The sequence below is a fragment of the Alteromonas sp. Mac1 genome (assembly GCF_001562125.1).
Lineage (GTDB): Bacteria > Pseudomonadota > Gammaproteobacteria > Enterobacterales > Alteromonadaceae > Alteromonas > Alteromonas stellipolaris.
In genome coordinates, this window is the sequence record NZ_CP013932.1 from 3,152,340 (window position 1) to 3,165,776 (window position 13,437).

At 45.1% G+C, this 13,437-nt stretch carries 14 protein-coding genes; all 14 read right to left on the reverse strand.

Annotated features, from left to right (window positions below; genetic code table 11):
* Positions 1-126: 126 nt before the first annotated feature.
* The 14 genes from bamB to sufC all read right to left on the reverse strand — a co-directional run bounded on the left by bamB (position 127) and on the right by sufC (position 13,437).
* A complete protein-coding gene (bamB, locus tag AV939_RS13490) occupies positions 127-1,383 on the reverse strand; it encodes an outer membrane protein assembly factor BamB (protein WP_082604872.1) in 1,257 nt (418 codons plus the stop codon).
* A 31-nt stretch (positions 1,384-1,414) separates the two neighbouring features.
* The gene (locus AV939_RS13495; protein WP_057790597.1) at positions 1,415-2,035 is read right to left on the reverse strand and encodes a YfgM family protein; all 621 of its coding nucleotides are present in this window, start codon (positions 2,033-2,035) and stop codon (positions 1,415-1,417) included.
* 12 nt (positions 2,036-2,047) lie between these two features.
* Positions 2,048-3,328, reverse strand: coding sequence for a histidine--tRNA ligase (gene hisS / locus AV939_RS13500; RefSeq protein ID WP_082604871.1), 1,281 nt, complete (start codon positions 3,326-3,328; stop codon positions 2,048-2,050).
* A gap of 77 nt (positions 3,329-3,405) precedes the next feature.
* The gene (gene ispG, locus AV939_RS13505; RefSeq protein WP_057790593.1) at positions 3,406-4,524 is read right to left on the reverse strand and encodes a flavodoxin-dependent (E)-4-hydroxy-3-methylbut-2-enyl-diphosphate synthase; all 1,119 of its coding nucleotides are present in this window, start codon (positions 4,522-4,524) and stop codon (positions 3,406-3,408) included.
* A gap of 8 nt (positions 4,525-4,532) precedes the next feature.
* Positions 4,533-5,549 carry a RodZ domain-containing protein gene (locus AV939_RS13510; protein ID WP_057790591.1) on the reverse strand — a complete coding sequence of 339 codons (1,017 nt, stop codon included), beginning with the start codon at positions 5,547-5,549 and terminating at the stop codon, positions 4,533-4,535.
* 8 nt (positions 5,550-5,557) lie between these two features.
* On the reverse strand, positions 5,558-6,592 hold the full coding sequence (gene pilW, locus AV939_RS13515) for a type IV pilus biogenesis/stability protein PilW (RefSeq protein ID WP_057790590.1): 1,035 nt from the start codon (positions 6,590-6,592) through the stop codon (positions 5,558-5,560).
* Positions 6,593-6,616: 24 nt separating this feature from the next.
* Positions 6,617-7,735 (reverse strand): bifunctional tRNA (adenosine(37)-C2)-methyltransferase TrmG/ribosomal RNA large subunit methyltransferase RlmN, encoded by a 1,119-nt coding sequence (locus AV939_RS13520; RefSeq protein WP_013783283.1) that lies wholly within the window; start codon positions 7,733-7,735, stop codon positions 6,617-6,619.
* A 480-nt stretch (positions 7,736-8,215) separates the two neighbouring features.
* On the reverse strand, positions 8,216-8,647 hold the full coding sequence (ndk, locus tag AV939_RS13525; RefSeq protein ID WP_013783282.1) for a nucleoside-diphosphate kinase: 432 nt from the start codon (positions 8,645-8,647) through the stop codon (positions 8,216-8,218).
* Between the two features lie 211 nt (positions 8,648-8,858).
* The gene (locus tag AV939_RS13530; protein ID WP_057790588.1) at positions 8,859-9,269 is read right to left on the reverse strand and encodes a SufE family protein; all 411 of its coding nucleotides are present in this window, start codon (positions 9,267-9,269) and stop codon (positions 8,859-8,861) included.
* Positions 9,270-9,285: 16 nt separating this feature from the next.
* A complete protein-coding gene (gene sufT, locus AV939_RS13535; RefSeq protein ID WP_057790586.1) occupies positions 9,286-9,819 on the reverse strand; it encodes a putative Fe-S cluster assembly protein SufT in 534 nt (177 codons plus the stop codon).
* Between the two features lie 23 nt (positions 9,820-9,842).
* Entirely contained in the window at positions 9,843-10,199 is a 357-nt protein-coding gene (locus AV939_RS13540) for a HesB/IscA family protein (protein ID WP_057790584.1), read from the reverse strand.
* A gap of 9 nt (positions 10,200-10,208) precedes the next feature.
* A complete protein-coding gene (locus AV939_RS13545) occupies positions 10,209-11,426 on the reverse strand; it encodes an aminotransferase class V-fold PLP-dependent enzyme (protein ID WP_057790583.1) in 1,218 nt (405 codons plus the stop codon).
* Positions 11,423-12,679: a Fe-S cluster assembly protein SufD gene (sufD, locus tag AV939_RS13550; protein ID WP_057790581.1), complete on the reverse strand. Its 1,257-nt coding sequence runs from the start codon at positions 12,677-12,679 to the stop codon at positions 11,423-11,425. The genes AV939_RS13545 and sufD overlap by 4 nt, the downstream gene beginning before the upstream one ends.
* The gene (sufC, locus tag AV939_RS13555) at positions 12,676-13,437 is read right to left on the reverse strand and encodes a Fe-S cluster assembly ATPase SufC (RefSeq protein ID WP_057790579.1); all 762 of its coding nucleotides are present in this window, start codon (positions 13,435-13,437) and stop codon (positions 12,676-12,678) included. The genes sufD and sufC overlap by 4 nt, the downstream gene beginning before the upstream one ends.

Below are 13,437 nucleotides of genomic sequence, written 5' to 3' on the forward strand. Positions count from 1 at the left end.
ACCGCAAGTAAGCATAGCTTACTTGCGGTCAGAGTGTGATTGGGCATTATACCTGTTTAGGTATGATGCGTCAGCCTAACAGAAGATATTAGGCTAACAATCCAACAAATTATGCTGTTGAACAGGCTATAACGTAGAGATAGCTGCCACTACGCCGTTACGGGTCATAGTCACTACCACACCGTCAACATTCAATGGTGCATCGTATATAGCATCGTCTTCATCGTCGCCACCTACATCGACGCGAGCAACTATTTGGCCTGTCTCTTGTTCAATCCAATGAACGAAGCCCCAGTTGTCACCCACAACAATATGCTCACCAACTGGCGTTGCCGCAGTAACAGAGCGAGACTTTAAGCCACCTTGTGACCAAAGCTCTACACCGTTTCGTCTGTCTAGGGCATAAATATTAGAGTTGTTATCTACAACAAAAATACTGTTCCCTTCAATACTTAGGTTGCGATATGAGCCGTACTCACGCTTCCAAATAATACGACCACTACGCAGTTCTACTGCTGCCAGCGTACCATTGTAAGAAACCGTATAAATAGTACCGCCAAAAAGTACAGGGGTGGTATCAAGGTCAACAATTCGTTCTAACTCTGTGGCGCCTGTTGGCGTGGCAATTACCGTTTCCCAAGCAAGAATACCTGACTCTAGTAAGTTAACTTGCAATTTACCCGTAGGCGTTCCAATTAAAGCGCCGCCATTTGCCGCCACTGGGCCAGAAATGCCACGAAGGGTTAATGGAGGCGTATCGCCTTCATGTCGCCATAATTGCTCACCCGTACGCGTATCAAAGCCAAACAAGGTACCCGCGCCAGTATTAACTACAAGAATACCTTCGTCTGCAGAAGGAGCTGCTAACACTTCACCAGGAATTGATGCTTCCCACTTGGTTTCGCCAGTTTCGTAGTCAAGTGCCATTACTGCACCGTTTTCTGTACCTACAAACAATAATCGGTCTGCAACAGAAATGCCGCCAATACGTGCACTTGCTCCACTACGCCAAAGACGTGCTATGGAATCCCACCAACCGTCACCTTCAAATACGGCGAAGTTACGTTCCCATAGAACATCACCGTTCTCTGGGTTCATAGCAACAACGCTGCCATGGCGATCAGCGGCATAAAGATTTTCGTAAGCATATACTGGACGAAGGCGAGAGAAGTAATGATCTACACCATCGCCGATGTCTCTGTCCCATTTTACCGAGGGCGTAAACTTCGCATCGATCGGTTTCAAACGGCGAATTTCAAGTTCTTCTTCATCTGCAAACCAATCAGAAACGGTAGAACAACCAGAAAGCGTTACAGAGATGGCCAATGCCATGCCCATCACGCGAGCAAATCGGCCCTTACGGCCACACGTATTGTGAAACAAATTGCTTACCTCTTTATTTTTATGTACCAGCTTATTGGCCCGCCGCAACGGCTAAGTTGTCTAACTTCATTTGCAATAACGGGTTGTTGGCATTTTTTTCAAGCGCACCTGAGTAGGCTAAACGAGCATCATCAAATTTACTTTGTTGCTGATACACATCGCCTTTCAGTTCAGATACTTCAGCAGCAAATGCTTCGTTCGTAATATTGCCTAGCGTAGACAACGCAGCGTCTAGCTGGTTCATTTCAATTTGTACTCGCGTTAACCGAATAGCAGCTAGCGCTTTTAATTCTTCATTTTCTGCAAAAGTAACCACACGATTTAGGTGTGATGCAGCGGCGTCAAAATCGCCAGCATCAACCGCTTGTTTTGCAGCTAGAAGGCTAGCAATACTGGCGTAGCCTGAGTCTTCGTTTGCATTAATAAAGGCAGCAATTTTATCTGCGCTACCTTCTTCACCATAGGTTTCAACTGCATTTTGGTACTCTACTGATGCCGCTTCTTTGGATGCCATTTGCGTATCAGAGTAATAACGCCAGCCCCAAAGGCCACCTAAACCTAATGCTGCACCTACAATAATGGCGGTACCATGCTCTTTCCAAAAGCGTTTAATCGCTTCTACTTGTTGGTCTTCTGTTGCGAATTGTTCCATGATTTCCTCTTATTATGCGTTCAGCAGGTCGGCAATCGTGCTCGACAACGCATCAAAAGCGATTGTCTGTTGCTCTTGACCATCACGTAACGGCTTTACTGCCACTTCACGCGATTGCATTTCTTGTGACCCCAACAACAAGGCAAAACTTGCCCCTGTTTTGTCAGCGCGTTTTAATTGTTTTTTAAAGTTTCCGCCGCCACAGTGCATCATAACCCGCACATTCGGCAATGTATCACGAAGATGTTCTGAAACTTCTAAGGCATAAGCCTGAGCATCATCACCCATCGCGGTAACATACACATCAGCACTACTAGAATCTAGTGCATCTTCACTTAACGTAGTGAGTAAAAGTACTAAACGTTCCATACCCATGGCAAAACCTACAGCTGGCGTTGCTTTTCCGCCTAGCTGTTCTACCAATCCATCGTACCGGCCGCCCGCACAAACTGTTCCTTGTGAACCTAAGCTTTCGGTTACCCACTCAAAAACAGTGCGATTATAATAATCAAGCCCGCGCACTAAGCGAGGGTTAATTTCAAAGGCAATACCTGCCTGTGTTAATCGTTCGCATAAATTATCAAAATGGGTTTTCGATTCTTCATCTAAATGATCTAGCAAAGATGGTGCATCAGCAATAGCCGCTTGCACATTGGGGTTCTTGCTATCAAGAACGCGAAGTGGGTTTGACTCTAACCGGCGAAGTGATTCTTCATCTAGCTTATCTGCGCGTTCTTTCAAATAATCAATTAAGGTTTCACGATAGGCCTGACGGGCTTCGTTTGAACCTAAAGAGTTAATTTGCAACGTAACGTGCTTTTCAATACCAAACGCTTTCCATAGTCGAGCGCTTAATAAAATCACTTCCAAATCGATATCTGGGCCATCAAGGCCGTAGGTTTCAACACCGAACTGGTGGAACTGGCGATAACGCCCTTTTTGCGGACGTTCATGGCGGAACATTGGCCCCATGTACCACAAGCGCTGCTGTTGGTTGTACAACAATCCATGCTCATTGCCAGCACGCACCGTGCTGGCAGTACCTTCAGGGCGAAGGGTTAAACTGTCACCGTTTCTGTCTTCAAAGGTATACATTTCCTTTTCGACAATGTCGGTCACTTCGCCAATAGAGCGCTTGAACAAGTCAGTGCTCTCTACAATGGGCGTGCGAATTTCTTGATAGCCATAACTGGCCACCACTTGACGGAGTACAGATTCTACTTTCTGCCATGTACCGGATACTTCCGGCAGGCAATCATTCATTCCGCGAATTGCCTGAATAGTTTTAGCCACGTGAAATTCTCATACTGCTAAATAGTGAAAAGCCCCGCATTATAGGGGCTTTGAAGATAAACAACAATCGTACAGGCTTAGTCTTTCACCGATACCTGTATTTTGTTGGCTTCGCTCATACGGGTTGCTTTGGCACGAATTCTTGTCTCAAGCTTATCGATAAGGTCATCGTTGGCTAATCGTTCTTTCACGCGTTTACCATCTTCGTATAACCCGCTCATGTTTCTGGCGCCCGTCAAGCCTAAGTCTGATACTTCAGCTTCACCTGGACCATTTACAACACAGCCGATAATAGACACGTCCATAGGCGTTAGAATATCTTCAAGACGTTGTTCTAACGCGTTGACCGTACCGATTACGTCGAACTCTTGTCTTGAACAGCTTGGGCATGCGATAAAGTTAATGCCACGTGAGCGAATTCGAAGCGACTTTAAAATGTCAAAACCCACTTTGATTTCTTCAACCGGATCGGCAGCCAGTGAAATACGAATAGTATCGCCGATACCCTCTGCCAGCAGCATACCTAAACCAACAGAGCTTTTTACTGCGCCTGCACGTTGACCGCCAGCTTCAGTAATACCTAAATGAAGTGGCTGATCGATTTGCTCTGCTAATAGTCGATAAGCACCTACCGCCAGAAATACATCAGAGGCTTTAACACTCACTTTAAACTGGTCGAAGTTAAGCTTATCGAGTATGTCTACATGTCGCATGGCCGACTCAACCAAAGCTTCAGGTGTAGGCTCTCCGTATTTTTCTTGTAAGTCTTTTTCGAGAGAGCCACCATTTACGCCAATGCGAATAGGGATGTTCTTGTCTTTGGCACAATCAACAACAGAACGTACACGCTCCATATTGCCGATATTACCTGGGTTAATTCGCAAACAATCAACACCGTACTCGGCCACTTTAAGTGCTATACGGTAGTCGAAATGAATATCAGCGACCAAAGGCGTGCTAACTTGCTTACGAATTTCTTTGAATGCTTCAGCGGCGTCCATGGTAGGCACGGACACGCGAACAATCTCGCCACCCACGGCGACAATACGATTAATTTGATCAACCGTCGCAGCCACATCAGTGGTACGAGTATTCGTCATAGATTGAACGGCAATGGGCGCGCCATCGCCAATAGGAATATTACCTACATTAATACGCGTGGACTTTCTGCGTTTGATAGGACTTTCTGCAAACATCTAATTACCTACATAGGAAGCGAGAATCGCGCAATCTGGCCATTTTGAAAGGCCGTGATATCCACGGGGTCGCCATTAACTGATATACGTACATTATCCGGTTTGCCGAGTGTAACTGCAACAGGAGGCACACCTTGAATTTCCATTACGCGGCCAGATTGCTTAACACCGTAAGCAATTGCCTCACCGGTTGCGTCTTTTATGTTCACCCAACAATCATCATCAAAGGTAAATGTCATCGATATAGGCACCGCCCCGCTTTGACTGCCTGAGGTTGATGAGTTGCTTGCAACTTGACTACCAAAGCGGATGTCGCCGGAATCTGAGTCGCTCACTAATGCTGTCAGGTTATTACTTTGGTTAATACCTGCAGATGGTGGCAAGCTTTCATCGTCTGCATTACTGCTATTGCCGCTACTGTTGAAATTGCCATCGCCAGATTGAGGAAGCGTGGGACTTTCCGTTTCAGTACTCGAATCAGGAATTGTGCTGTTTAACACACCCGAATTGGTACGAATAGTTGCTTCAGGAATGGAGGTGTTTGCCGCTTCCTCTTTAATTTTGTCAAGATTAGGCGCTTCAACGATAGCTTCATCACTAGGTTGTTGAACCCACCACGCTACAATGCCACCGATTATCAGCAACAAAATAATATAGGTAACCATCATCCAGCGATCATCGTGTGTCTGTTTAGCGACACGACGAGAAAAACTCTGGAGTTTAGCTGGAGGTTCTACACTTGTATGATATTGCTCAAAGGCAGCAACAACCTGTTCGGCATTTAGCCCTAGTTGTTTCGCGTAGTTTCTTACATAGCCCTTGGTGAAAGTAATAGATGTGGTTTTATCCACAGCATCTTCTTCTAAGGCGTTGATTTGCGAGACTTTCAAGAAAAGCTTATCAGCAATTTGTTGCTGAGTTAGCCCTAGCGATTCCCGTCGCTCTCGAAGCATTTTACCTGGGCTTGGCACGGTAGATTCTTGTGCGAAACCTGCTTCTTCAGTCGTTTGTTGTTCTGACACCATTCGACTTCCTATTCCCCTTGCATGTTGTGTGGTACTAACCAAAGCTTCATACCGGCAAAAATCGAGCCAGCATTCTCAATGTTGTTCCACTCCTTCAGCGAGGTAATTTTAATGTTATGCTTTAGAGAAATACGATAAAGGTTTTCGTTCGCCTTTACTATGTGGAATTGCGCTTGCTGGGAAGACAACCCCGTTTTTGTTTCTGTTTCTGTTTCTGCCTGTACTGAGTTAGATACTTTATCAGCATTAGTATCTTCCCCTTTTACTTTTCGTTCAACCTGTGGAGTATGCTGCGCAAGAATATTCTTATAGTCAGCTGTATACGGACTGTCTGGAAATAAGGTTGATAATTTATACCCTACTTCTTTTGCCCCTTCCCAGTCGTTTGTTCCTTGGTGTATTTCAAAAGACAGCCATAATGAATCAGGAGAAGGTTTAGCGACGCGTTGATACTTGTCTAACGTGTACTTAGCTGATGTCCACTGCTCGGTGGCAACATAAAGCTCTGTCAGTAAGTATAAACTTTTAGCACGTAGGGGCTGGTGTTTGAGAGCATTTTGAAAATAGGTAATAGCATCTTCAGTATTGCCTTGGCTTTGTGCACATAGGGCCAAGTTTTCATAAGTTTCTGCGGAATTAGCATATTGTTGATTACTAACGGCCTTAAGGAAGTACTCCTTAGCGCCGTCGTAATCACCGTCTTGGCACTTGAACGCACCATAACTGTTTGCGATATCGCCGTTGTTTGGTGCTAACGACATTGCCGTTTGATAGAGCTCATCGGCTCGATTCACTTCCCCTACCAGTTGGTAATAGTACGCAATAGCGTAATTGACTTCAGCTGAACGTGGGTCGTACTCTAGCGCTTGGTCTAGATTAACTTTAGCTTGTTTATAATTATTGTTTTTAAGGTAGGTTAACCCTAAAGACATACGAGTTTTAGCAGCTTCCTGGCGGTCAAAGTTACTATTGTAACTTCCAGGTTGCGAGTTGCTTACGCACCCCGCTAAAAAGACTACAGCTGCTATCAATCCTATTCGCATGTTATTACCCTAATATCTTAATGATTATTGGGCCATTTTTACCGAAATCGCTTCGCCCTTCACCTGTTTTTTTAACAATCGTTTAGTTCTGTCTACTACATCACCCACTAATTGCCCACAAGCAGCATCGATATCGTCGCCTCGTGTTTTACGTACAACGGTGGTAAACCCATAATCCATAAGCACTTTTGAGAATCTATCTATACGAGAATTGCTTGAACAAAGGTACGGTGAACCCGGATAAGGGTTAAACGGAATTAAGTTTATTTTACACGGTGTATCTTTCAATACTTTCGCTAATTCATGGGCTTGGTCAGTACTGTCGTTAATGTGCGAGAGCATAACGTATTCAACCGTCACTCGACCTTGGTTAGCTTTCGACTTTTCAAGATAACGACGTACGCCAGCCAAAAAGGCTTCAATGTTGTATTTTTTATTCACCGGTACAATTTCATTACGCAGCTCGTCGTTTGGCGCATGCAATGAAATCGCTAAGGCCACATCGATTTGGTCACCAAGCATATCAAGTGCAGGTACAACACCCGAGGTACTTAATGTCACGCGGCGCTTAGATAAGCCAAACCCGAAGTCATCTAACATGATGTTCATGGCAGGCACCACGTTTTTAAGGTTAAGCAAAGGCTCACCCATACCCATCATCACTACGTTAGTGATAGGTCGTTTGCTGGTATCTTTTGATAAACCAAGGAAGGTAGCGACACGCCATACTTGACCAATAATTTCACTGACGCTCAAATTACGGTTAAAGCCTTGTTGAGCAGTAGAACAGAATGTACATTCAAGGGCACAGCCTACTTGTGACGATACACAAAGCGTTGCACGGTCGGCTTCTGGGATCCATACCGTTTCCACTTCCTGACCACCTTCAAGGGCTAACGCGAACTTAATTGTGCCATCGCTGGCTTCTTGGAAATAGGCAATCTCTGGCGCTTTCACTTCACAGTGTTCTATCAACATCGCGCGCAGGTTTTTATTCAGGTTGCTCATTTTCTCAAAATCGCTTTCACCCTGCTGATAAATCCACTTCATTACCTGATCGGCACGAAATGGTTTTTCTCCTTTTTCTTTGAAGAAATTACGCAAGCCTTCGCGATTAAGATTTAACAAATTTGTCTTTGCCATAAAATGATGACCCTTTTACCTATTCAAGGCTATTGCCTTGTACTGCTAATATGATGACGCGAACGGACATTTGGAGGTTCGAATCCATGTTGCTCTAAATCTACTTGCGTTATTAAGGTGAAGCCTCGGGAGCCTTTATCAGGTGCCCCTAAATAATGGATTACACTTAAAAAGTAAGTAGTGAAAAGCCGTTCACTTGTAGGACGTAAGCAGAAGATATGCTGCTAAGAAAAACGTTACGCCCAAAACGGTCAAAAGTCATAGACCAAAGCCGTTCAAAATTTGCGCGGATTTTACCATACTTGTTCAACTAGAAAAAGCGTAACCCACAGACTAAATACAGGGTGTAACAAGCTATATTGTTGCTGTTACTTGACGAAGTGAACCAATGCCAGACGCCAGACAATAAAGCGAAAAAACAGACTTACAGAAACAAAAAACGAGGCCGAAGCCTCGTTTTTTAGATTCGGTCGTTTGCGATTAACGCGTACGAGGACAAATCTCTTCTTCAGAGAAGAAGTAAGCAATTTCACGTGCAGCTGATTCTGGTGCATCAGAACCGTGACATGCGTTTTCATCAATTGAAGCAGCGTAGTCAGAACGAAGTGTTCCAGCAGCAGCATCAGCTGGGTTAGTTGCACCCATGATTTCACGGTTTTTAACAACAGCGTTTTCGCCTTCAAGAACCTGAACCATAACTGGGCCAGATGTCATGAAATCAACTAGAGCGCCGAAAAAAGGACGTTCTTTATGTTCTGCGTAAAAACCTTCAGCTTGTTCTTTGCTCATGTGGATCATCTTAGATGCCACGATGCGAAGACCTGCAGATTCGAAACGGTTGTAAATTGCACCGATAACGTTTTTAGCTACCGCATCAGGCTTGATAATCGAAAAAGTACGCTCTAGAGCCATTGTTCTCTCCAAACAAATTAAGTCTTATGTATTTTTGGCCGCGAATTATAGGCAATTATTAACGGCTTGACCAGCGGCGATTTCAACACCCCATGGCGTTCTACTACACGTGATAACGATGACACTATTATGACAGCGATTACCGCGACTTAGGCAAGGGACAGTTGTAGCACTTAATTTAGGCTAACGCTCCACACCAATTTAAATATAACTAACTGTTTTCTTTCGCAAGATGCTGAATTTTTGCCACTATTGCACGAAGACCATTACCGCGAGTAGGCGTAATATGGCGTTCTAAATCTAATGCTTCGAAATAGCCATCAATATCAAATTCAAGAATGTCTTTCGGCGATTTATTATTGTAAGCCGCCAAAACTAACGCTAATAAGCCTTGAACAATCACTGCGTCACTGTCTACTTCGAAGGTAATTTGGTTATTGTTGTACGACTCAACCAGCCACACACTGCTTTGGCAACCTTTTACAAGTCTGTCTGGCGTGCGCTTGTCTTCTGCCAAGCCTGGTACAGATTTACCTAAATCGATAATATATTGATAGCGCTGTTCCCAATCATCGAAAAACGCTAAATCATCAATAATTTCTTCAGTAGAGGGTAATGCCATGGATATTCCTGTGTTATTAAAAGAAAAGGCCAGCTTCTAGCTGCGCTTCTTCACTCATCATTTCTCGTGACCACGCAGGGTCGAAGACTAACTCTACATTCACAGCGGTAACGAAAGGAACCAATGCTACACGATATTCAACATCGCCCACCAATACCGGGCCCATGCCGCAGCCTGGCGCAGTTAAGGTCATATCTATATCAACTTCACCGTTATCTTGATTAACGCTAACCTTATAGATAAGCCCCAGCGACACCAAGTTAATGGGTATTTCAGGGTCGAAGATAGTTTCAAGCGCATCCCAGACTTGCTGCTCACTGACTTTGCCATCTTCAAGCTCAGAAAAATTAAGCACTTGGGCTTTGCGGCCGATTGCATCGGCATCGGTGCCGTCAATACGGTACATATTGCCACGCCACGTAACGGTGTAGTTTCCACCTAAATCTTGCGTGATCGTAACAAACTCACCTTCTGGTATGGTTGCAGGGTTTCCTGCAGGAACAAGACGTGCTTTACACTCTCGTTCTGTCACCACCATCTTCTGCTTCATGCTATAACTTCTTAATATTGCAGTTAGCCAACGTTGAAGCTTTCGCCACAACCACACTCATCAACCACATTCGGGTTGTTGTACTTAATAATGCCGTTCACGCCTTCAGTCACGTAGTCGATTTCTGTACTACGTACTAGGTCGGCAGCATCTTCTGAAACCGCAACACGAAGGGTTGGCGAAATTTCTACAATTTCGTCACTGTCTTTCGCGCTATCAGCAAAATCAAGTTCGTATGCATAACCGGTACAGCCGCTTACACGAGTAGACAAGCGGATTAACTGACCCGGTTTATCTTTGAGCTTGCTTTCAAAGTGCTTAATGGCGCTGTCGCTCAAGGTAATAAGCTTTGTGCTAGGAACAAATGTTTCAACACTCATAGTGCCTCCTTAGGCCAACATCATTTTCGCTTTTTTAAGTGCAGCAAATAAGCTGTCCACTTCTTCAAGCGTGTTGTAAATTGAGAACGATGCACGCGCAGTGCCTGGAATACCAAAGCGCTTCATCAGCGGCTGAGCACAGTTATCGCCTGTTCTTATTGCTACGCCTTGTCTGTCAAGAATAAACCCAACATCGGCAGGGTGCGCGCCGTCTAATAAAAAGCTTAATACACCGACTTTGTTAGGCGCTGTGCCAATTAAACGCATGCCGTCAAGAGCAAGTGCTTGTTCAGTGGCGTAGCGTAATAAAGCTTGTTCATGGTTATGTAATGCGGCCATATCAAGGTTTTTAAACCAATCAACTGCTGCACCTAAACCAATAGCGCCTGCAATATTAGGCGTGCCTGCCTCTAAGCGGTTTGGCAATTCGCCCCAGGTGGCTTCATGATAAGTGACGTCTTTTATCATTTCGCCGCCAGTTTGCCATACAGGCCAGTCTTCTAGCACCGACTTACGGCCCCACAAAACACCTATACCTGTGGGTCCGAACAACTTGTGTCCAGAGAAGACGTAAAAATCACAACCAATCTCTTGCACGTCAACGCCGCCATGGGCAATGCCCTGCGCGCCGTCAACTAATACCCATGCACCTACTGCTTTCGCTTTTTCAGTTAGCAATTTAATGGGGTTTACTGTACCTAATGCATTAGATACATGCGGAAACGCCACCATTTTAGTGTTGGGTGTTAGCAGTCTATCGAATGCATCGATATCGAGCTCACCGTTGTCGAATATCGGCACAATATTTAGTGTTGCGCCTGAACGTCGACACGCTTGTTGCCACGTGACCAAGTTTGCATGGTGCTCTAATTCTGTCACCATGACTTGGTCGCCTTCGCGAAGCAGTTGCCCTACCCCGTTAGCCACAATATTAATGGCTTCAGTGGTACCGCTAGTCCAAATCACTTCTTCACGCGCACTGGCGTTAATGAAACCAGCTACGCTGGTGCGCGCGTTTTCATAACGACGGGTTGCTTCATCAGACAAATGATGGGCGCCTCGGTGCACGTTGGCATTGGTATTCGTGTAGAAATCGACAATGGCATCAATTACCGCTTGTGGCTTTTGCGTTGAAGCCGCATTGTCGAGGTAAACCAGAGGCTTACCGTCTACCGTCTTAGCAAGGATTGGAAACTGGGCGCGAAGCGCAGCAACGTCTAAGCTCATTTAACCTCCATGTGTGCAAAGCGCTCGCTTAGCACAGGAAGTAACCAATCACGAATAGCCGCATTTGGCATATCGTTAATCAGCTCTTGAATGAAACCAAAGTTCAGCATCACCAAAGCTTTGCTGCGCGGTACGCCGCGAGTCAGCATATAATAAAGCGCTTCACCTTCAATTTCTGCCACTGTTGCACCATGAGCACAGCGCACGTCGTCGGCATAAATTTCTAGTTCAGGTTTTGTGTTGATAACACCACGACGAGACAACAACAAGTTACGGTTGTTAAGCTCTGCCAAGGTTTTCTGTGCATCACGGTGAATGTGAATACGACCATTGAATACCGCACGAGCTTTATCACCCACAATACCGCGAGCGTTTTCTTCCGTGGTGCCGTTAGGCATAGCGTGCTCAATGGTTGAATGTAAGTCGAACAACTCACCTTCCGCCAATAAATAAATCGCGTTCATTTTGGCGTTCGCAAATTCACCTGCATGATGCATATCCACATCTAAGCGCGACAACTCACTGCCATAGCCCACTAGGGTGCTATTTAGCGTTGAGCGGTTATGCAACATAAAGTGGCTACCACCTAGTTGCTTAGCACTGCCAGTAAACATAGCAAAGCGGTAATGCTCTAAGTGCGCATCATCGGCAATATCGTATTCAGCGAATGCTGTTGTAAGGCTATCGGTATCACCTGAACCTTGTTCAATGATAACTGCGCTTGATGCGTTACCTAGCTTAACCAATACGCGAGTATGGGCATCCACGTTTTTAGTCGCTAAATTCACTATGCGAATAGGCTTGGTAACTTTTGCGCCGTCTACTACATTAATGAAAACACCGTGCTGGCAAAGTGCATCGTTAACACGGCCAAATAAATGGCGCGTTGGCTTCACTTGACCAAACACACTAGCAATAGCTGCTTGCGTGCTTGCATCGTCAACGTTAAGCGATGTAATTGTCATGCCTTCTGGCACGTCAAGCGTGTTAATTTGCGTTACTAACACACCATCAACAAATACGATATCAAGTGCGTTTAGGTTATCGATGTTTGGTACAGGTACGCTGTCAGCTTGGGTGGCAATCGCAACGTTACGCTTTTCAACGGGCGTAAGTGGCGTATTGATCCAGCTTTCGTTTCGGCGTTTTGGCCAACCATCGTTTTTTAACTGTGTTAAGGCCTGCTGACGCACGGGCGCCAGATAATCATCTAGCGCTGCCCCATCAATGACCTGTTCTAGCCATTGACTCATGCTTCAGCCTCCTCGTATGCTTTACCTAAGAAAGCATAACCACTTTTCTCTACTTCTAGCGCCAGTGATGCATCACCACTTTTCACAATTTTACCGTCGGCAAGAATGTGTACAAAGTCAGGTTTGATGTAATCAAGCAAACGCTGGTAGTGAGTCACTACAATAAAGCTACGCTCACCGTCACGTTGGCTGTTAACACCATCGGCAACCACTTGAAGTGCATCAACGTCTAGACCTGAGTCAGACTCATCTAGAATACAAAGCTTTGGCTCTAACAAAATCATTTGCATGATTTCGTTACGCTTTTTCTCACCACCAGAGAAGCCTTCGTTAACACCACGCTTTAAGAAATCTAGCGGCAATTGAACTTGCTTACAGGCTTCTTTCGCTTTCTTTAAAAACTCTGCTGCAGTAAGAGGCTCTTTGCCGCGCTGTTCACGCATAGCATTTACAGACTCTTTCATGAATTCCATGTTGCTAACGCCTGGAATTTCTACTGGATATTGAAACGCTAAGAACAAACCTTCGCGGGCACGTTCTTCAACTTCTAAATCAAGTAAATCTTTACCGTTCAGTGTTACATCGCCTTCGCTCACTTCGTAGCCATCACGGCCAGAAAGTACGTAACCAAGGGTACTCTTACCGGCACCGTTAGGGCCCATGATAGCGTGTACTTCACCTGGCTTAACTTCTAGGCTAAGCCCTTTAATGATGTTTTTCTCTTCTACGCTGGCATGTAAATTCTTGATACTAAGCAT